Below are 18,676 nucleotides of genomic sequence, written 5' to 3' on the forward strand. Positions count from 1 at the left end.
GCCAACCCGTTCGTGGCCGCGTCAAAGGGCTTCATCGACGAGGTGATCCAGCCGCATTCGACGCGCAAGCGGATCGCGCTGGGCCTGCGGAAACTGCGCAACAAGGCGCTGGAGAATCCGTGGAAGAAGCATGACAATATTCCGCTTTAACTAAGGCCCGTCATCCCCGCGAAGGCGGGGATCCATCTCCGGGCCTCGCGCCTTGGGATGGGGCGGGAGATGGGTTCCCGCCTGCGCGGGAATGACGAAGTTTAGGAACGCATGATGAAACTCGGCCGTCTCAACCATATCGGTGTCGCTACGCCCAGCTTGGAAAAGAGCATTGCTTATTTTCGCGATGTGATGGGCGCGACGAAGATCCATGAACCCTTCGATCTTCCCGCGCAGGGGGTGAAGGTGTGTTTTGTCGATACACCGGGTGAAGGCGCCACGGCCGGGACGCAGATCGAGTTGATCGAGCCGTTCGATGAAAGCTCGCCGATCACGGCGTTCATCGCCAAGAACCCGGCCGGGGGGCAGCATCATATGTGCTACGAAGTACCCGACATTCTCGAAGCCAAGGCTTGGTTCGAGGCGAAGGGCGCGCGGGTGCTGGGTGAGCCGCGCATCGGGGCGCATGGGACGCCGATCTTCTTCGTGCATCCCAAGGATATGAACGGGGTGCTGACCGAGATCATGGAGACGCCGAAGGAGGCGCATTGATATCAAGTCCTCTCCCGCAAGCGGGAGAGGATACGGAGCCTTGGCGGCTTGTCCGCCTAGGCGAAGTTGGTGAGGGCATGCGACGCGCGATACCCTCACCACTGCGACTAAGGCCCGCTACGCGGACCTAAGTCTCGTTGCCTCTCCCGCTTGCGGGAGAGGGGTAGAAGGTAAGGTGAAAAATGACCGACAAGCCGACGCTGGATCAATGGGCCGCCGCTGCCGCCAAGGAAGTGAAGGGCAAGGATTTGACCTGGGCGACCCCGGAAGGGATCGCGGTCAAGCCGCTCTACACGGCTGAGGACGTGACCGTCGATCCGGGCCTGCCGGGCTTTGCGCCGTTCACGCGGGGGGTACGCGCGTCCATGTATGCCGGGCGACCCTGGACCATCCGCCAATATGCGGGCTTCTCCACCGCCGAGGAATCCAACGCCTTCTACCGCCGCAACCTCGCCGCTGGGCAGAAAGGATTGTCGGTCGCCTTCGATCTCGCCACACATCGCGGTTATGACAGCGACCATCCGCGCGTCACCGGCGACGTCGGCAAGGCGGGCGTGGCGATCGATACGATCGAGGACATGAAGATCCTGTTCGACGGCATCCCGCTCGACCAGATGTCGGTTTCCATGACCATGAACGGCGCGGTGATCCCGATCTTGGCCTTCTTCATCGTCGCGGGCGAGGAGCAGGGCGTCGATCGCAAATTGCTCGACGGGACCATCCAGAACGACATCCTCAAGGAGTTCATGGTCCGCAACACGTACATCTACCCGCCAGAACCTTCGATGCGCATCATCAGCGACATTTTCGGTTACACGTCGCGCGAAATGCCCAAGTTCAACAGCATCTCCATTTCCGGCTATCACATGCAGGAAGCGGGCGCGACGCAGGTACAGGAACTGGCCTTCACCATCGCCGACGGCATGGAATATGTGAAATATGGTGTGGCGTCGGGCCTTGACATCGACAAGTTCGCCGGGCGCCTGAGCTTCTTCTTCGCGATCGGCATGAACTTTTTCATGGAAATCGCCAAGCTGCGCGCGGCGCGAGTGCTGTGGCATCGGGCGATGACGGAACTGGGCGCGAAGGATGAACGCTCCAAGATGCTGCGGACGCATTGCCAGACGTCGGGCGTGTCGCTGACCGAGCAAGACCCTTATAACAACGTCATGCGCACCACGATCGAGGCGATGGCCGCGATGCTGGGCGGTACGCAATCGCTCCACACCAATGCGCTGGATGAAGCCATCGCGCTCCCCACCGATTTCTCAGCCCGGATCGCGCGCAATACGCAGATCGTGATCCAGGAAGAGACGGGGATGACCAAGGTGGTCGATCCGCTGGGTGGGTCTTACTATGTCGAGGCGCTGACGCAGCAACTGGTCGATGAAGCCTGGGCGATCATCGAAAAGGTGCAGGCCGATGGCGGCATGGCCAAAGCCGTGGCGGCAGGTTGGCCCAAGGCGATGATCGAGACGGCAGCGGCCGCCCGGCAAGCGCGGGTCGATCGTGGTGATGACGTGATCGTAGGCGTCAACAAATATCGGCTCGCGACCGAGGACTTTCTCGAAACGCTCGACATCGACAATGCCAAGGTCCGCGAAGGCCAGATCGCTCGCATCAACCGGGTGAAGGCGGCACGCGACGACGCGGCCTGTCAGGCGGCGTTGCAAGCGCTGCGCGACGGCGCGGCGAAGCCCTCCAGTCTCGACAACAACCTCCTCGCCCTTGCCGTCGACGCCGCCCGCGCCCGCGCGACGCTGGGCGAAATCTCCTCCGCCATGGAGGAAAGTTTCGATCGCTACGGCACGCAGCCGACACCGGTGAAGGGTGTCTACAGCGCGCCCTATGCCGGCGACAGCCGCTGGCAACAGGTACTTGACGGCGTGCAGGCCGTCGAGCGGCGCCTCGGTCGCAAACCCAAACTCCTCGTCGCCAAGATGGGGCAGGATGGGCATGACCGGGGCGCCAACGTGATCGCGTCGGCATTTGGCGACATGGGATTCGACGTGGTGTCGGGGCCGCTGTTCCAGACGCCGGAGGAAACCGTGGTGCTGGCGCTGGAAAGCGACGTCGATGTCGTGGGCGCGTCGTCGCTGGCGGCGGGCCACAAGACGCTGATCCCCGACCTCATCGCCAAACTGCGTGAAGCGGGTCGCAACGACATCAAGGTGATTGCGGGCGGCGTCATCCCGCCACAGGATTATGACTTCCTCCGTGACGCGGGCGTTCAGGGCATTTATGGACCGGGTTCCAATGTCGTGGAATGCGCCGCCGACGTGCTGCGCCTCCTCGGCCACAACATGCCCCCCGCTGGGCTGGAGGACGCCGCTTGACTACCCTCTTCATCCTGACCCGCACCCAACAGCCGTTCGTTTCGAGCGTAGTCGAGAAACGTTGGCACCGTCCTTGCCGCTTCTCGACTTCGCTCGAAGCGAACGGAGGTGGTAAGTGACCATGACCGATACCACCGCCCGCACCGACTGGACCCGTGCCGAAATCGCCGCGCTGTTCGACCTGCCGTTCGCCGACCTGATGTTCGAGGCGCAGACCATCCACCGCGCCAATTTTCCGCGCAACGAAGTGCAACTCTCCACCCTGCTGTCGATCAAGACCGGCGGTTGTCCGGAGGATTGCGGCTATTGCAACCAGTCGGCCTCGGCGGAAAGCGGTCTCAAGGCCGAAAAGCTGATGAGCGTGCAGGCCGTGATGCAGGCGGCGGCGCAGGCGAAGGATGCGGGTAGCTCGCGCTTCTGCATGGGCGCGGCGTGGCGCAATCCCAAGGAGCGGGACATGCCCGCTATCGTCCAGATGGTGCAGGGCGTGCGCCAGATGGGCATGGAAACCTGCATGACGCTGGGGATGCTCAACGAAAGCCAGGCCAAGGTTCTGGCCGATGCGGGCCTCGACTATTACAACCATAATATCGATACCTCGCCTGAACATTATGAGAAGGTGATCACCACCCGTACTTTTGATGACCGGCTGGAAACGCTGGAGAATGTCCGCAATTCGGGGATCAATGTCTGCTCCGGCGGGATCGTCGGCATGGGTGAGACGCGCGAAGATCGCGTCGGCTTCCTGCACGCGCTGGCCGTGCTGCCACAGCATCCGCAGAGCGTGCCGATCAATGCGCTCGTGCCAGTCAAGGGCACCGTGCTGGGCAATATGCTGGCCGACACGCCGCTCGCGAAGATCGACGAGATCGAGTTTGTGCGGACGGTGGCGGTGGCGCGGATCGTGATGCCGGAGAGCATGGTGCGGCTGAGTGCGGGGCGCGAAAGCATGTCGGATGCGTGCCAGGCTTTGTGTTTCATGGCGGGCGCGAACAGCATCTTCACCGGCGACAAGTTGCTGACCACGGCCAATGCGGGCGACAATGCCGATGCAGCGCTGTTCGCCAAGCTGGGCGTGGTGCCGATGCAGGCCGAGGTGAAGGTTGCGATGGAGGCGGCGGAGTGAGTTTCGCACTCACCTCCGTCACCCCGGACTTGATCCGGGGTCTCGCTTTTTCTCCGGCGATACGCGTGAAGAAAGCGGGATGCCGGATCAAGTCCGGCATGACGGATTATTGCGTGGAGGCAATGGGTTGATCCAAGATTGGGAAACTTGGCTGGTCGAGGATGCCGGTCATTCGATCATCGAGAAGAAGGCGTCTGTTGGTTTGGATTCGTTGTCGCCTGCTGAGCGGCTCACATACTGCCTCTGGGTAACGGATTACAGCATGAGAAATGCTGGTGATCTGCAAACGGCATCTGACCTTTATCCAGCGTTTCAGGTTGAGGCTGCCAACCTTGCCAGAAATCTTCACCTGCAGATGACATCTGAGATTTTTCAGATGGAAACGGCAGAATTGGAAAGTTCGTATTTTAATCGCTTTGATGCCGTCTGTGCTGAAGTTTCGAGAGCACTTACAGCAACTTAACACCACTACTTCCGTTCGCCCTGAGCTTGTCGAAGGGCTGCTTTTCTCCTTGAGAGGAAGAACGGGGCTTCGACAGGCTCAGCCCGAACGGCTGATAGGATAGGACTGGGACAGGGAATAATATGGCAATCACCAAGATCCTGATCGCGAACCGTGGCGAAATTGCGTGTCGTGTCATGCGCACGGCCAAGAAGATGGGCATCAAGACCGTCGCGGTCTATTCCGATGCCGATGCGCGCGCGCCGCATGTCCTCATGGCGGATGAAGCCGTGCACATCGGCCCGTCGCCCGCCGCCCAATCCTATCTGATTGCCGACAAGATCATCGAAGCGTGCAAACAGACCGGTGCCGACGCCGTCCACCCCGGCTACGGCTTCCTCTCCGAACGCGAGAGCTTCCGTACGGCGCTGGACGCGGAAGGCATCATCTTCGTCGGCCCGCCCGCCAATGCCATCGCGGCGATGGGTGACAAGATCGAGTCCAAGAAGCTCGCGCTGGAAGCGGGCGTCAATGTCGTACCGGGCTTCGTCGGCGTCATTGACGACACCGAACATGCCGTAAAAATCTCCAACGAGATCGGCTATCCGGTCATGATGAAGGCATCTGCCGGTGGCGGTGGCAAGGGGATGCGCCTCGCTTATAATGAGCAGGATGTCCGCGAAGGCTTTGAAGCGACCAAGCGCGAAGGCCTGGCCAGCTTCGGCGACGATCGCGTCTTCATCGAGAAGTTCATCGAAAGCCCGCGCCATATCGAAATCCAGATATTGGGCGATCAGCATGGCAATATCGTCTATTTGAACGAGCGCGAATGTTCGATCCAGCGCCGGCACCAGAAGGTGGTCGAGGAAGCGCCGTCGCCCTTCGTCACGCCCAAGATGCGCAAGGCGATGGGCGAGCAATGTGTCGCGCTCGCCCGCGCGGTCGGCTATTTCAGCGCCGGGACCGTCGAACTGATCGTCAGCGGCGCGGACACGACCGGGGAGGGTTTCTATTTCCTCGAAATGAACACCCGGTTGCAGGTCGAGCATCCTGTGACCGAAGAAATCACCGGCGTCGATCTGGTCGAGCAGATGATCCGCGTCGCCAATGGCGAGGCGCTGGCGTTCACGCAGGATGACGTCAAAATCAACGGCTGGGCGATCGAGAACCGCGTCTATGCCGAAGACCCTTATCGTGGTTTCCTGCCGTCGACCGGTCGGCTCGTCCGCTACAATCCGCCCGAAACCGGCACCGACGAAAGCGGCGCGCTCATCCGCGTCGATGACGGCGTGGTCGAAGGCGGTGAAGTCTCCATGTTCTACGACCCGATGATTGCCAAGCTGATCACCTGGGCCCCCACGCGGCTGGAAGCGATCGACAAGCAGATCGAGGCACTCGACAAGTTCGAGATCGAGGGACCGGGCCATAATATCGATTTCGTGTCTGCCCTGATGCAGCATGAGCGCTTCCGCTCCGGCAACATTACGACCGGCTTCATCGCGGAGGAATATCCCGATGGTTTCCAGGGCGCGCCTGCTTCGCCCGAATTGCTTCAGCGGCTCGCCGCGATCGGTGCCTTTGCCGCCATGGCCCAGGCCGACCGCGCCCGCCGCATCGACGGCCAGTTGGGCAAACGCTTGCCGCCGCCCACTGGCTGGCAGGTCAAGATCGGCGACAGCGTCCATGATGTGGAAATCGACGGCGACGATGTCACCGTCGATGGCGTGGGCGTAGACATGGCGCTCGAATATACGCCCGGCGATCGGCTGATCGAAGCGGAGTTCGGCGACGAGGAATTGGCGGTGAAGATCGCCCCGACCCGCGCCGGCTTCGTCCTGACCGCCCATGGTGCCAGCCACAAGCTGCGTATCCTGCCCGCCCATGCTGCCCCCTATGCTGCGCACATGATCGAAAAAATCCCCCCAGACCTGTCGCGCTACCTGATCTGCCCGATGCCGGGCTTGCTGGTCGCGTTGCATGTGGCTGCGGGCGACAACGTCGAGGCCGGGCAGCCGCTCGCGGTGATCGAGGCGATGAAGATGGAAAATATCCTGCGCGCGCAAAAGGCGGGCGTAGTGAAAAGCGTCTCCGCGGCGCAAGGCGACAGCCTGGCCGTCGACGCGGTCATATTGGAGATGGAGTGACGCGCTTGATAGCGCTGTCGCTTACGAGGCCGACCTGAACCAGATATAATAAAAAAGGGCCGCCGCTCCGGTTTGGAGCGGCTGCCCTTTTTTACACCTACACCGACATCAGCGCTCGATACACATCGCCACGCCCATGCCGCCGCCGATGCACAGGGTCGCCAGACCCTTTTTCGCATCGCGCTTGGCCATCTCGTACAGCAACGTCGTCAGGACGCGCGCGCCCGAAGCACCGATCGGATGGCCGATGGCGATCGCGCCGCCATTGACGTTGACCTTCTCCGCATCCCAGCCCAGTTCCTGGCCGACCGACAGCGCCTGCGCCGCGAAGGCTTCATTGGCTTCGATCAGGTCGAGATCGGCAACGGACCAGCCCGCTTTCTCCAGCGCCTTGCGGCTTGCTGGGGCCGGGCCGATGCCCATGATCGAGGGATCGACGCCGCAGGTCGCGAAACCGGCGATCCGCCCCAGGATCGTCGCACCGCGCTTGGCGGCGGCATCGGCGGTCATCAGGACGAGCGCGGCGGCACCATCGTTCAGGCCGCTCGCATTGCCGGCGGTCACGCTGCCATCCTTCTTGAAGGCCGGACGCAGCGCCTGCATGCCTTCAATCGTGGCACCCGCGCGGATATATTCGTCGGCATCGACGATGGTGTCGCCCTTGCGGCCCTTGATCGTGATCGGCACGATTTCGTCGGCAAAGCGACCCGAAGCGCGCGCCGCTTCCGCCTTGTTCTGGCTGGCGACGGCGAAAGCGTCCTGCGCTTTCCGGCTGATCTGATATTTTTCCGCCAGATTTTCGGCGGTGATGCCCATATGGTAATTGTTGAAAGCGTCGGTCAGGCCGTCGTGAATCATCGTGTCGATCAGGCTGACATTGCCCATCTTGCTACCGCCACGCAGATATTGCGCATGGGGGGCGAGCGACATGCTTTCCTGCCCACCCGCGACCATGATGTTGGCGTCACCCGCACGGATCGCCTGAGCCGCCAAGGCGACAGCGCGCAGGCCTGAACCGCACAACTGATTGATGCCGATCGCGGTGCGCTCAACCGGAATGCCCGCATTGACGGCCGCCTGGCGCGCCGGGTTCTGGCCCTGGCCTGCGCTCAGCACCTGGCCCAGGATCACTTCGTCCACTTCGTCCGGCGCGACGCCAGCTTGCGCCAATGCAGCGAGGATCGCCTGACGACCCAGTTCATGCGCAGGGGTCGATCCGAACGCGCCCATGAAGCTGCCGACGGCGGTGCGCTTGGCGGCGGTAATCACGATGTCTGACAAAGGCCTGATCCTCTAATGACAGGGGTTGTTTTCGCCCGCGCCCATAGCATCATCCGCCATGGCTGGAAACCCAATCGGACAGCGGATCCCATAGTAGCGTGCGTGCCCGGCCGCCCACGACCATGCCGACATGGCCAAGCGCCAGGCTGCGTTGCTCGGCAAGATCAGGAGCAGCCGCGGCGGGCACGATGCGGTCGGTTGTCGATCGGATCGAAAGACTGGGGCAGGGCAGGGCTTTGGGATCGATCAACTGGCCGCCTACCGACCACCGCCCTTCGCCGGTTGCATCGCCCGCATAGAGATCATCGAACAAGTCGCGGGCCGCAGCGTAGGTCAGCGGTGCGCCTTCATTCGCCCAATCCTCGACCGCCAGGAACGCGCGGGCAGCGTCCGATCCTTTTTCCATATCGGCGAAGGCGGCATATTTCTGGATCGTGCGCTTGGGGTCCATCGCCCAGAAGCCTGATTGCAGCACTTCCATCGGCACATAACCCAGCCGTTCGCAGATCGCCTTGGCGTCGCGCCACAGCACGCTGATTTCCTGTCGATCGGCATCGGCGAAACCGTCGAAGGTCCAGGGCGACGCGATCGCGACGACGGCCGTTACCTCGCGCAGCATGGCCGCAGCAATCGCGAACGTGCCGCCAAGGCAATAGCCCGCCAGAATGGGCGGGCGCGGTAGATCGGCGAGCAATGGCAGTAATCGCTCCGTTATATGCGCATCCAGGCCCATCGCTGCATCGCGGTGCGTCGGGGCGCCCCAATCGACCAGATAAGCGTCATGCCCCGCTGCGCACATGTGGCGCAGCATCGATCGGCTCTCCGACAGGTCCAATACTTGCGGCGGATTGATCAGCGAGGGGATGAACACCACCGGCGCCCGCCCATTTTCAACGCCATAGCGCAGCAGTCGAGCGCTGCCCGCCACGGCCACGCAATCGGGGGCAGGGGGAGCAGGCGGGCGCTGCGCCTCCTGATAGCGGCGCAGGCCTGTGAACGCGCGGCGGCGCAGTTCAGGATCGCCCTGCGTCTCGCGCCATAAAATATTGAGAAAAAGGGGTAATGGGCGCGGTCCATGTTGCGGTGCGACATGGCCTTGTGCTAGTGCAGAATGAGGTTCTGAGGGAGAGGCTTTCATGTCCAAATCTAAAGTGGTCAACGAATCCGATCCGGTCGTTATCAAGAAGTACGCCAACCGGCGTCTCTATAATACCGAAACTTCCAGCTACATCACGCTCGACCTGTTGTCGCAGATGACCCGCGAAGGACGCGAGTTCACCGTGGTCGATGCCAAGTCCGGCGAGGACATCACGCACAACGTCCTGACCCAGATCATCATGGAGGAAGAACAGCGCGGCACTAACATGCTGCCCGTCAACTTCCTGCGTCAGCTGATTTCCATGTATGGCGATTCGATGCAATCGATGGTGCCGCAATATCTGGAATCGTCGATGGACGCGTTCCGCAAGAACCAGCAGCAATTTCAGGAAGCCATGAAGGGCGCTTTTGGCGGCGGCCCGCTGGCCGAGATCGCCAAGCGCAACCTGCAGATGTTCGAAGCGGCGGCCAGCGCCTTTGGCAATGGCGTGCCGGGGATGCCAGGCGTTCCGGGTGCAGCACCTGCACCCGCTGCAACGGACGGCAGCAAGGATGACGAGATCGCGGCGCTCAAGGCGCAACTGGCGGCGTTGAACGCAAAGATCGACAAGCTGAGCTGAATAACAGGATCGGACGGGACCATGGCGAAGGCGGATCGGTTAGAGCGGCTCGACGTTCACCGCGAGGAACTGGAACTCGCCTATCGCGAGGCGCTGATCGCGGCGCTCCAGACGACCGCCAGTGGCAAATGGGGCCTGTTCGATCATCAGAAGGACAAGGCGGCGCGGGCCAAGGCTGCGCCGATCGTCGCCGACCTGTGCGACACGGCCAACGAGATTGACGATCTGCGCGCCACTTTGGGCCTGGAGCCGTTCGCCCTGCATCAGGATTTCATGGCCGCGCGCGGGCCGGTATCGTCCGACGCTGTCGGCGAACCCAAACAGGCGCGCGCCTGGCTCGATCGGCTGGGCGTTCCGGCCTGACTTCATTGCCATGCTCAGGGGTCGACAGGCGTAGCGCGCTTGCCCTATGGCGCGCCATTCCTTTCCGTTTCTAGCCTAAGGCCCGACCCCGTGAAGCACGCCCTTTCCGTCACCCGCGAACAGGATTTTTCCGCCTGGTATCAGGCCGTCATTACCGAGGCCGACCTGGCCGAGGAAAGCGGCGTGCGCGGCTGCATGGTCATCCGGCCATGGGGCTATGGCATCTGGGAACGTATCCAGAAACTGCTGGACGAACGGATCAAGGCGACCGGCCATGAAAATTGCTATTTTCCGCTGTTCATCCCGCTGTCCTATTTCGAGAAGGAAGCCGAGCATGTCGACGGTTTCGCCAAGGAAATGGCGGTCGTCACCCATCACCGGCTGATCCAGAAGGATGGCAAGCTGGTGCCCGATCCTGACGCGAAGCTGGAAGAGCCGCTGGTCGTGCGTCCCACATCGGAAACGGTGATTGGCGCGGCGTTCAGCCGTTGGGTCCAGTCGTGGCGCGACCTGCCTGTCCTCATCAACCAGTGGGCCAATGTCGTGCGCTGGGAAATGCGCACCCGCATGTTCCTGCGCACCACCGAATTTCTCTGGCAGGAAGGGCATACGGCCCATGCCAGCGTGGACGAGGCGCTGGAAGAAACGATGAAGATGCTCGAAGTCTATCGCAGCTTCGCCGAAGAATGCGTCGCCATGCCGGTGATCGCGGGCGAAAAGCCCGAAAATGAGCGTTTCCCCGGTGCCGTTGCCACCTATTCGATCGAAGCGATGATGCAGGATGGCAAGGCGCTGCAGGCCGGCACCTCGCATTTTCTGGGCACGACCTTTTCTGCGGCGCAGAATATCAAGTTCCAAAATGCCGAAGGGCAGCAGGAACTGGCCCAGACCACCAGCTGGGGCATGTCGACGCGGATGATCGGTGGCCTTATCATGGTCCATGGCGACGATGACGGCCTGCGCGTGCCGCCGCGTGTCGCGCCCTATCAGATCGTGGTCGTGCCCATGTTGCGCGACAATGACGAAGATGCCGCGATCGTCGATTATTGCACCGATCTGGTCAGCCAGTTGAATGCGCTCGACCTGTTCCGCGAGCCAGTTCGCGCGCTGCTCGACAAGCGCCCGGCCAAGGCCGCTACCAAGCGCTGGGGCTGGGTAAAGAAGGGCGCGCCGATCGTGATCGAGGTTGGTGGCCGCGATGTGGCGGGCGGTAATGTCTCGGTCATCCGCCGCGACCGGCTCTATCGCGAGGATGGCAAGCTCGACAGCCAGATCGTGGCGAAGGGGGACTTCGTCGCGGGGGCCACGTCGATCCTGACCGATATTCAGCAAGCGCTGTTCGCCGATGCCAAGGGACGGCTCGACAGCAATATCGAAAGCTCGATCAGTTCGTTGGATGCGCTCAAGGCCTATTTCGATGCCAGCGCCAAGCCGGGCTGGGCGCTGGTGCAGTGGAGCAAGCCAACCGGCGATGCGCTCGACAAGGTCGTGCAATGGCTCAAGGGCGAGAAGCTGACACTCCGCAACATACCGAGCGACGCGGCGGCGGCGGATGGCGCGTGTATCTTCACGGGCGACACCGCTGTGGAACGGGTGCTGGTCGGCCGCTCCTACTGAGCGGCCGCTTCAGGCGAGGGTGAGGTAAATCTCCGCCTCGATCAGCCAGTTTTCGCCGCTTTGCCGCCATTTGGCGGTATAGATGCCTGATGCCTGCGGCTCGCCTGTCGAGGCAAGGACGCCCTGCCATTGGCCATGCTCCATCGCGATCGGCTCGACGGCCGACGCGATAATCGTGCCCGGCGTCCGGGTGTAGATCAGCCGCTCAGCTGCGGCGAACTCGCGCCGCCACGCCAACATCTGCGCCTTGCGCCCGGCCAGCACCGCACTGTCCGTCCCCGCGACGAAAATGGCGTCTCGCGCCAGCAGCGTTTCGATCATGCGCAGGTCGGCTTGCGCCAGCGCCCGGTTGAAGCTGGCGCGGCGCAGGCGGATGGCAAGGTCGGGGGTGGTGGTCATGGAAAGCGGTCGTAGGTCGTGCCACCCGCCGATGCAATTGGCAGACCGACGTCAGGCGGCCAGGCGGTCGCCCGACAGCTTCTCCAGCAACGCCGCCACCTGACCCGCCGGGATCGGACGACTGAAGAAATAGCCCTGGATCTGGTTGCACCCTTCGGCGCGCAATATTTCCAGTTGCTCGCTACTTTCCACACCTTCGGCGGTGGTTTCGATGCCGAGCGCGTCAGCCAGCGTGGTGATGGCGCGGATGATGGCGGTCGCGCCATCATGTTCCAGCAGATCGATGATGAAACTGCGATCGATCTTCAATTTGTCGAAGGGGAAGCTGCGCAAATAGCTGAGCGACGAATAGCCCGTGCCGAAATCATCGAGCGCGATCCGCACGCCCAAGGCGCGCAGCGAATGGAGCGAGCCGAGCGTCGCTTCGACATTGTCGATGAACAGGCTTTCAGTGATTTCCAGTTCCAGCCGGTTCGGTGCCAGGCCCGACCGCGCGAGCGCCTGCAACACGATGCTGTTGAGCGTCGAACTGCGGAACTGCACCGGCGAGATGTTGACCGCGATGCGGATGTCGTCGGTCCATGTCGCGGCAATGCGGCAGGCTTCGTGCAGCGCCCATTCGCCGATCGGGACGATCAGGCCAGTTTCCTCCGCCAGCGGGATGAACTGCACGGGCGACACCATGCCATGTTCCGGGTGGTTCCAGCGCAGCAGCGCCTCGAACGCGGTCACACGGTTCTGCGACAGGCCAAACAGGGGTTGGAAATAGAGTTCCAACTCGCCTTTGCGCAGCGCATCATGCAGATCGATCTCCATCGCGCGCCGGGCCTGTGCTTCAGCATCCATCGCGCTTTCGAAAAAGCGATGGCTGCCCTTGCCGTCATCCTTGGCGCGGTGCAGCGCCAGGTCGGCATTTTTGAGCAGTTCCGTCGCGTCCCGGCCATCCTGTGGCGCGAAGACGATACCGATGCTGGTACCGGTCACGATCCGATGGCCGTTGACGTCGAACGGTTGCGCCAGCGCCTTGACGAGCGCGCGACCGGTCTGGTCGGCGCTGCCACTGCCATCGGGCAGGATCACCGCAAACTCGTCGCCGCCCAGCCGCGCCACAAAGCCCTGCGGACAGGTTTCGCCCAGCCGCGTCGCCACTTCGCATAGCAGGGCGTCGCCGGTCGGGTGGCCCAGCGTATCGTTCACCGACTTGAAATTGTCGAGGTCGAGGCAGAAAATCGCGAAATTGGCACCGCCATGACGGCTAAGCGCGAGCGCAATCTGTTCGCGCAGCAGGGTACGGTTGGGCAGGCCCGTCAGCGAATCGTGAAAGGCCATATGGGCGATTTGGCGTTCGCGCTCCTCGACGGCATTGACCATGCGATTGAAGCTGCGCGCCAGCTGGCCGATTTCGTCGCGTGTTTCCACCGCCACCTCGGCATGCTGCCCTGCACTGACCTTGCGCGCGGCGGCCTCCAGCGCCACGATCGGGCGGGCCAATCGGCGCGACGCGACGAAGGTGCCCGCGATCGCCAGCACCGCGCCTAACGCACCAAATCCGAGCAACGCCCATAGGATCGGCGCATAGTCCCGCAACGCGCGCGTCAGGCTATATTCTAGGACGAGTATCTGCGGCGCTGATTCGACCAGGGTCGGTACGCTGCGGGCTTGCATCAGGATGCGTTCGCCATTGCGTGCGACTTCCTTGACGGTGCCTGCGCCGATGTCCGATCCGGTCTGCGGCAGGATGCGGGGATGCAGGTCGATTGAGGACAGGCGCGCAATCTGCCTGAGGTCGGCCGGCCCCATCGTCCGCGCAAAGATCACCCATCCCGTGAGGATCGGCGCCCGCACCGGAGAGGCGGCAACCATGTAATTTTCCCCGCCCCAGTGGGCGACGCCGCGCTCCCGGCCCATGTCCAGTGCGTCGAACAACTGATTCTTCTCACCGACCGACATGCCCGGCACATGGCCGACGACAGTGCCATCGACGCCCACGAACAAGGCGTGCTGGAGGTCGAACCGGCCTTGGAGGCTTTCGAGCGCGGATATGATGGTCGGCGCATCGCTCGTGCCGACGGCCTCGCGGAACCCGAAGTCGCTCGCCAGCACATTGCCGGCCTGCGCCATCTGGCTCACCTGCATTGCGGCAATGCGATCGAACAGCGCACTGCCGACGGCCATTTCGCGCCGGATCGACTTTTCGGCATAGGTTTCGATCGCCATGCGTGTGCCATAGAGCGCCAGCATCGACACACCCACGAACAGCGCCCCGTAGAAGAGGGTCATCCGCAGGGTCAGCGTCGATTGCAGCCGCCAGACCCACCGCTGCCATAGCCCCGTCAAGGCAGTTGCGCCCTTCACCGCGCGGCGCGCAGCGTCAGCGGCACCGTCTTGCTGGCGGCACCGCTACCGGGAATGGGGACGTTCACCACCAGTTCGTTATCCTTGGCGCGCAGCAGCGGATGCCAGATCGTCACCTGTGCCGTGCCGGTCGCCATGCCGGTGATCCGCGCCGTGCCTGCCGCGTCGCTCTTGGCGGCGAAGGGCGTCTCGACGACTTTGATGAAGCCCGTCATCTGATCGTGGATATTGCATCCCACCGCGACGGCACCCGGCGTCTTGAAAGTATAGCTGCGGGTTTCATCCTGGCCGAATAACTTGATCTCGAACTTGGCAGGGCGTGAAAAGGAATAGACGTGGTGGCGCACCTTATCCTTGTTGGGAAAGCGCACCGTAGCCCCCACCGGCACGATCAGGACATGCGGCACGAAGGCGACATTCTGCTGGATCATTGTAGTGGGCCAGGGAAAGCGGATGGGGCCTGCGGGGATGCCGCCAGCGGGCCGGACGGAAACGACGGCATCGCTCACCGGGCGCCCCGCCGCATCGACCAATTTGAGATTGAGATCCCCGGCTACGACTGGGCTGGCCGTGCAGGACAACAGAATGAGCGCAAAGCGTAAGTTAGGCATGCCGCTGTGTTTAGCGGTAAATATTGAACAATTGCTTATGATCCGCGTGGATCGCCAGAACCCGCTCTCTTCCCCGGCATCACGCTGAATATTTTTTTAACCAGGTCCGTCTATGTCGCTGAACATGACTCGACTTCTCCTCGCCGCCACTATGGCGCTCTTCGCTACCCTATCCCTGTCTCCCACGGCGAGCGCCAGACCGCTCCGCCATGGCGGCAAGCTCCTGCTTACCAATGGCATTGCCTCGCTTGAGGGCGCGAGCGGCGGCGGCCTTACGCCCTGGGCGGTGATTTCGGGCAACGAAACGGACGAAGGTATCGGCCTGTCCGGCCATGGCACGATGGTCGAGGTGAAGGATTATGATTATTGGAGTGCGGGCGTAGCCGTCGGCTTTCGCGATCGCCTCGAACTCAGCTACGCCCATCAGAATTTCAACACCAACGACATCGGCACCGTGCTGGGCCTGGGCAAGGACTATGCCTTTTCGCAGGACATCATAGGGGCGAAGGTCCGGGTCGCGGGCGATCTCGTCTATGACCGGCTGCCCGCCATCGCGATCGGCGCGCAATATAAGAAGAACGGGCAGGGCGCGGTCGTCCGCGCGATCGGCGCACAGGATGATGAAGGCGTCGATTATTACGCTTCGGTCAGCAAATTATTCCTGTCGCGCTCGATCCTGCTGTCCGGCACCGCCCGGCTGACCAAGGCGAACCAGATGGGCCTGCTCGGTTTCGGCGGCGATAAAAAGGATAGCTATGGCCTGCAGTTCGAAGGGTCGGCCGCGTGGCAATTGTCGCGCCGCGTCGCGATCGGCGGCGAATTTCGCAGCAAGCCCGACAATCTGGGGATCGCGCGAGAGGATGACTGGTTCGACCTCTTCGCGGCGGTCGCGGTGCATCGCAACCTGACTGCCACGGTCGCCTATGCCGACCTCGGCTCCATCGCCACCGTCAAGGGCCAGCGCGGCCTGCTCCTGTCACTCCAGGCCGCTTTCTAAGGACGTCATCATGTCTCTGCTCCTCTCGCTGCTCCTGCTGCAAGCCGCACCCCATACCATGCCCGGCGAAGACGCGGTCGATCCCTATGTGCCCAATGCGGTCCATGCCGGCGGCGAACCCTTCACAGGGGATGCCATGGCACGGGCATTTCACGGCCAGGACGGCATCAGGCGTGTGGTCGATGGCATGGTTGTCCGCGCTTATGCCGATCCCGTCATTGGCGAGATTTTCGTGGGACATGACAAGGTGCGCCTGACCCGGACGCTGTTCGAGCAATTTTGCTACCTGCTAAACGCTGGCTGTTCCTACAGCGGTCGCGACATGGCGAGCGCGCATAAGGATCTGGGGGTGCAGCGCAAGGACATGAACCGCTTGGTCGAGCTGCTTCAGGAAGCGATGCGCGCGGAAAAGATCGATTTCCAGACGCAAAACCGCTTCCTGTCGAAACTCGCGCCGATGCATCATGATGTGGTGAAGCAATAAGCCAGCCGCCGTCGGCGGTAGTGGTGCACCCAACTGGAGTGTAATATCGGGCCAACCAAAGGGGTTGGTTTGTCTAACGGCGCGAAAATCGCGACGCAATACCTCAGAAAACCCACCCTTCTTGGCTACCTGAAAAACGGGCCGGTCACAGTGCTGGAAACACTGCGCGGCCCTGACCACAGTCGCATAGGAGGCGAGCATGGCTACTGATCAAAATGCACTTCACGATCCCGCTTTGCAAGATCGCCTTGTTGCCGCAGTCGGCGGCATGGAGCGCTTTTCCAGCAATTGGAGCTGGCGCTCACACTCGCCAAAACAGCGCGCCGAAAGTGCCATACTCGGCGCGGTCGAGACGATTGGCGACGGCATCACGGCGTTGGCTGCAAAGGACGCGACCGCCGATCAAGTCGAGGAGTGGACCGCCAAGGCTATCAGTTTATGGCTGGCATGGCAGGCTGCCGGAGCGCGGACGGCCAATCCGATGATTACCGGCCCAGCAAATTTCCCGGTCGCGCGAAACCAGAAGGCCAACGCTGCCGAGCAAAAGCGCGGAGAGGAATTCTATCTGTTCGCCCACCGGCCCATAGCTTGGTTGGATCGCCGCCATCGCAGCGCGGAGAAGGCGGCGCTTAGCGCAGAATCTGCGACGGTCGATCATCGCGCGTTGGAATTCCCCGGCGTGAAGCTGGTCCAGAACACGACGCTAGACCGCATACAACTGCTGTTTGACGGCAAGCCCGCCGCCGAAACCATCAGCCAATTGAAAAAGGAGGCCTTTCGTTGGTCGCCGCGCGAGGGCGCATGGCAGCGCCAGAACACGAACAACGGCGTTCAGGCTGCCTACCGCGTGCTGCGCTTCCTTGGCCACGAAAAGGGCACCCTATCAGCCGTGACGCCTAACCTCACCCAGCCACCGCGCCCGGCCCTGCCACACGAAGGGATGACTTCGCTATGAGTGACGCCCTATACGACTGCACCGGACGCGAGATCAAGCTAGGCGATGTCCTAAAGGTCTTCCACTTCACCGGACGCCGCCGCAAAGCCCATTACATGTATAAGCAGGTGGTCGAGATTGGCCCAATAAATCCCCGTGGTGAAAGCCGATACCTGCATATCAGCCACCTCAGTTTGGGCAAGGATCGCCCCTACTTTGAGTTTCTGGATGGCCGGGTGTTGTCTGGCTATGAGATCGTCCAGAGCATCGACGCCGCTTTTGAGGATAGGCCGCGCCTCACGCCACCCCCAGCGAGAGGTGATCGCTATGAGTGATAGCTGCACCGACAAGACGCCGCGCGTCATCTTTCTGGACATTGATGGCCCGATGATACCCGGCACGATGTTTCTGATCGACAGGATGTGTTCATTCCATCGTGTATTCCCCGCAACGACGATCGCCGTCATCAACGAAGTTTGCAAGCGCACAGGGGCAAAGGTTGTTCTCAACACGACCCATAACCGCCCCTTTGAGAACGTGCCGGATATCGTGGACGCTATGGTCAATTTTGGCTTTGATCGCGGCCACTTTCATGCGTTCCCCAAAACGATGTATCCCGATATTCCGCGCGATCTGGCCGTCAAGGAATGGCTCAATAAGCGCGGGGATTGCGACTGGATAGCCTTCGATGATGCGAGGTTTACCGATGACGAAAGGCTGATCTGGATAGACCCCGATTGCGGCCTCCACCTCGGCTACCTGAACGATGCTTTGGAACGCTTTGGGGAAGCGCCATGCCTGATCTTGATGTGATCGCAGTGACTGATGCCGAATTTGCGGCGGGCTACCGTGATGGCCGCGACCCGAACAACCCAGAGCCAAGTGGCAACCGATCGCACAGCTACCGCCATTCGTTCATGGTCGGCCGGGCTGAAATCGAGGGAAAGCCTATCCCCGCCGAAACATCGCGGCGCTCTGCCGATGAAGCCGAAATGAAGGACGCAACCCTATGACCCCGACGATCGAAGAACTGGCGCGCGGGCTGACTGAGGCGCAGAAGCGGGCGGTGATGGAGGCGTCTGACATGATGTCAAATCACGGCGGCTATCCTTTAATGACCGTGGCCGTGACAAGCGATCCATGGCCAGCCGGTATCGCGCAGTTCCT

At 62.0% G+C, this 18,676-nt stretch carries 20 protein-coding genes; 15 read left to right on the forward strand and 5 right to left on the reverse strand.

Going from position 1 to position 18,676, the window contains the following annotated elements:
- From IL54_RS25945 to IL54_RS15640, 6 genes are all read left to right on the forward strand, one after another.
- Positions 1-150 (forward strand): carboxyl transferase domain-containing protein (locus tag IL54_RS25945; RefSeq protein ID WP_193378868.1); only part of this gene is annotated, 150 nt, incomplete at its 5' end.
- Positions 151-264: 114 nt separating this feature from the next.
- Positions 265-702, forward strand: a complete 438-nt coding sequence (gene mce, locus IL54_RS15620; protein ID WP_037478878.1) for a methylmalonyl-CoA epimerase — start codon at positions 265-267, stop codon at positions 700-702.
- 182 nt (positions 703-884) lie between these two features.
- Entirely contained in the window at positions 885-3,038 is a 2,154-nt protein-coding gene (gene scpA, locus IL54_RS15625) for a methylmalonyl-CoA mutase (RefSeq protein WP_037476791.1), read from the forward strand.
- A gap of 121 nt (positions 3,039-3,159) precedes the next feature.
- Positions 3,160-4,164, forward strand: coding sequence for a biotin synthase BioB (gene bioB / locus IL54_RS15630; RefSeq protein WP_037476793.1), 1,005 nt, complete (start codon positions 3,160-3,162; stop codon positions 4,162-4,164).
- Between the two features lie 79 nt (positions 4,165-4,243).
- The gene (locus IL54_RS15635; protein ID WP_037476795.1) at positions 4,244-4,627 is read left to right on the forward strand and encodes a hypothetical protein; all 384 of its coding nucleotides are present in this window, start codon (positions 4,244-4,246) and stop codon (positions 4,625-4,627) included.
- 122 nt (positions 4,628-4,749) lie between these two features.
- Complete coding sequence (locus tag IL54_RS15640) at positions 4,750-6,750, forward strand: acetyl-CoA carboxylase biotin carboxylase subunit (protein ID WP_037476797.1); 2,001 nt, start codon at positions 4,750-4,752, stop codon at positions 6,748-6,750.
- Positions 6,751-6,858: 108 nt separating this feature from the next.
- Here the strand turns inward: IL54_RS15640 and IL54_RS15645 are convergent, their stop codons facing one another.
- Both IL54_RS15645 and IL54_RS15650 read right to left on the reverse strand, forming a co-directional pair.
- Positions 6,859-8,031, reverse strand: a complete 1,173-nt coding sequence (locus IL54_RS15645; protein ID WP_037476799.1) for an acetyl-CoA C-acetyltransferase — start codon at positions 8,029-8,031, stop codon at positions 6,859-6,861.
- Positions 8,032-8,080: 49 nt separating this feature from the next.
- A complete protein-coding gene (locus IL54_RS15650; protein ID WP_443211043.1) occupies positions 8,081-9,169 on the reverse strand; it encodes an alpha/beta hydrolase in 1,089 nt (362 codons plus the stop codon).
- Here IL54_RS15650 and phaR point away from each other — a divergent pair.
- The 3 genes from phaR to proS all read left to right on the forward strand — a co-directional run bounded on the left by phaR (position 9,168) and on the right by proS (position 11,729).
- A complete protein-coding gene (phaR, locus tag IL54_RS15655; RefSeq protein ID WP_037476801.1) occupies positions 9,168-9,749 on the forward strand; it encodes a polyhydroxyalkanoate synthesis repressor PhaR in 582 nt (193 codons plus the stop codon). The two genes, IL54_RS15650 and phaR, sit on opposite strands and share 2 nt — an antisense overlap.
- Positions 9,750-9,770: 21 nt before the next feature.
- Complete coding sequence (locus tag IL54_RS15660; RefSeq protein ID WP_037476803.1) at positions 9,771-10,112, forward strand: hypothetical protein; 342 nt, start codon at positions 9,771-9,773, stop codon at positions 10,110-10,112.
- Between the two features lie 90 nt (positions 10,113-10,202).
- Positions 10,203-11,729 (forward strand): proline--tRNA ligase, encoded by a 1,527-nt coding sequence (gene proS / locus IL54_RS15665; protein WP_037476804.1) that lies wholly within the window; start codon positions 10,203-10,205, stop codon positions 11,727-11,729.
- A 9-nt stretch (positions 11,730-11,738) separates the two neighbouring features.
- On the opposite strand, the gene IL54_RS15670 is transcribed toward proS, so the two are convergent.
- From IL54_RS15670 to IL54_RS15680, 3 genes are read right to left on the reverse strand one after another with little or no spacing between them, the layout of a single operon-like run.
- Positions 11,739-12,128, reverse strand: a complete 390-nt coding sequence (locus tag IL54_RS15670) for a DUF4440 domain-containing protein (protein WP_037476806.1) — start codon at positions 12,126-12,128, stop codon at positions 11,739-11,741.
- Positions 12,129-12,179: 51 nt separating this feature from the next.
- Positions 12,180-14,465, reverse strand: coding sequence for a bifunctional diguanylate cyclase/phosphodiesterase (locus tag IL54_RS15675; RefSeq protein WP_237748907.1), 2,286 nt, complete (start codon positions 14,463-14,465; stop codon positions 12,180-12,182).
- A 14-nt stretch (positions 14,466-14,479) separates the two neighbouring features.
- Positions 14,480-15,094 (reverse strand): cupredoxin domain-containing protein, encoded by a 615-nt coding sequence (locus tag IL54_RS15680; RefSeq protein ID WP_037476808.1) that lies wholly within the window; start codon positions 15,092-15,094, stop codon positions 14,480-14,482.
- A 124-nt stretch (positions 15,095-15,218) separates the two neighbouring features.
- On the opposite strand from IL54_RS15680, the gene IL54_RS15685 reads away from it, so the two are divergent.
- The 6 genes from IL54_RS15685 to IL54_RS15710 all read left to right on the forward strand — a co-directional run bounded on the left by IL54_RS15685 (position 15,219) and on the right by IL54_RS15710 (position 18,522).
- Entirely contained in the window at positions 15,219-16,091 is an 873-nt protein-coding gene (locus IL54_RS15685) for a DUF3034 family protein (protein ID WP_037478886.1), read from the forward strand.
- Positions 16,092-16,101: 10 nt separating this feature from the next.
- Positions 16,102-16,575 carry a group I truncated hemoglobin gene (locus tag IL54_RS15690; protein WP_037476809.1) on the forward strand — a complete coding sequence of 158 codons (474 nt, stop codon included), beginning with the start codon at positions 16,102-16,104 and terminating at the stop codon, positions 16,573-16,575.
- A 199-nt stretch (positions 16,576-16,774) separates the two neighbouring features.
- Entirely contained in the window at positions 16,775-17,530 is a 756-nt protein-coding gene (locus tag IL54_RS15695) for a hypothetical protein (RefSeq protein WP_156106238.1), read from the forward strand.
- A complete protein-coding gene (locus IL54_RS15700) occupies positions 17,527-17,844 on the forward strand; it encodes a hypothetical protein (protein ID WP_052027724.1) in 318 nt (105 codons plus the stop codon). The genes IL54_RS15695 and IL54_RS15700 overlap by 4 nt, the downstream gene beginning before the upstream one ends.
- Positions 17,837-18,322 carry an HAD domain-containing protein gene (locus IL54_RS15705; protein ID WP_037476811.1) on the forward strand — a complete coding sequence of 162 codons (486 nt, stop codon included), beginning with the start codon at positions 17,837-17,839 and terminating at the stop codon, positions 18,320-18,322. The genes IL54_RS15700 and IL54_RS15705 overlap by 8 nt, the downstream gene beginning before the upstream one ends.
- Positions 18,304-18,522: a hypothetical protein gene (locus IL54_RS15710; RefSeq protein WP_156106239.1), complete on the forward strand. Its 219-nt coding sequence runs from the start codon at positions 18,304-18,306 to the stop codon at positions 18,520-18,522. Before IL54_RS15705 ends, IL54_RS15710 begins: the two co-directional genes overlap by 19 nt.
- The last annotated feature ends 154 nt before the right edge of the window (positions 18,523-18,676 follow it).

It is taken from the genome of Sphingobium sp. ba1 (genome assembly GCF_000743655.1).
In the GTDB taxonomy this organism is placed as follows: Bacteria; Pseudomonadota; Alphaproteobacteria; order Sphingomonadales; family Sphingomonadaceae; genus Sphingobium.

Bases quoted from the DNA above. Each gene is read 5' to 3' on its own strand.
- IL54_RS15640 (WP_037476797.1), top strand. From the start codon at position 4,750: ATGGCAATCACCAAGATCCTGATCGCGAACCGTGGCGAAATTGCGTGT.
- IL54_RS15705 (WP_037476811.1), top strand. From the start codon at position 17,837: ATGAGTGATAGCTGCACCGACAAGACGCCGCGCGTCATCTTTCTGGAC.
- IL54_RS15700 (WP_052027724.1), top strand. From the start codon at position 17,527: ATGAGTGACGCCCTATACGACTGCACCGGACGCGAGATCAAGCTAGGC.
- IL54_RS15660 (WP_037476803.1), top strand. From the start codon at position 9,771: ATGGCGAAGGCGGATCGGTTAGAGCGGCTCGACGTTCACCGCGAGGAA.
- IL54_RS15690 (WP_037476809.1), top strand. From the start codon at position 16,102: ATGTCTCTGCTCCTCTCGCTGCTCCTGCTGCAAGCCGCACCCCATACC.
- bioB (WP_037476793.1), top strand. From the start codon at position 3,160: ATGACCGATACCACCGCCCGCACCGACTGGACCCGTGCCGAAATCGCC.
- IL54_RS15635 (WP_037476795.1), top strand. From the start codon at position 4,244: ATGCCGGATCAAGTCCGGCATGACGGATTATTGCGTGGAGGCAATGGG.
- phaR (WP_037476801.1), top strand. From the start codon at position 9,168: ATGTCCAAATCTAAAGTGGTCAACGAATCCGATCCGGTCGTTATCAAG.
- IL54_RS15670 (WP_037476806.1), bottom strand. From the start codon at position 12,128: ATGACCACCACCCCCGACCTTGCCATCCGCCTGCGCCGCGCCAGCTTC.
- IL54_RS15695 (WP_156106238.1), top strand. From the start codon at position 16,775: ATGGCTACTGATCAAAATGCACTTCACGATCCCGCTTTGCAAGATCGC.
- scpA (WP_037476791.1), top strand. From the start codon at position 885: ATGACCGACAAGCCGACGCTGGATCAATGGGCCGCCGCTGCCGCCAAG.
- IL54_RS15685 (WP_037478886.1), top strand. From the start codon at position 15,219: ATGACTCGACTTCTCCTCGCCGCCACTATGGCGCTCTTCGCTACCCTA.
- IL54_RS15710 (WP_156106239.1), top strand. From the start codon at position 18,304: ATGCCTGATCTTGATGTGATCGCAGTGACTGATGCCGAATTTGCGGCG.
- IL54_RS15680 (WP_037476808.1), bottom strand. From the start codon at position 15,094: ATGCCTAACTTACGCTTTGCGCTCATTCTGTTGTCCTGCACGGCCAGC.
- IL54_RS15650 (WP_443211043.1), bottom strand. From the start codon at position 9,169: ATGAAAGCCTCTCCCTCAGAACCTCATTCTGCACTAGCACAAGGCCAT.
- mce (WP_037478878.1), top strand. From the start codon at position 265: ATGAAACTCGGCCGTCTCAACCATATCGGTGTCGCTACGCCCAGCTTG.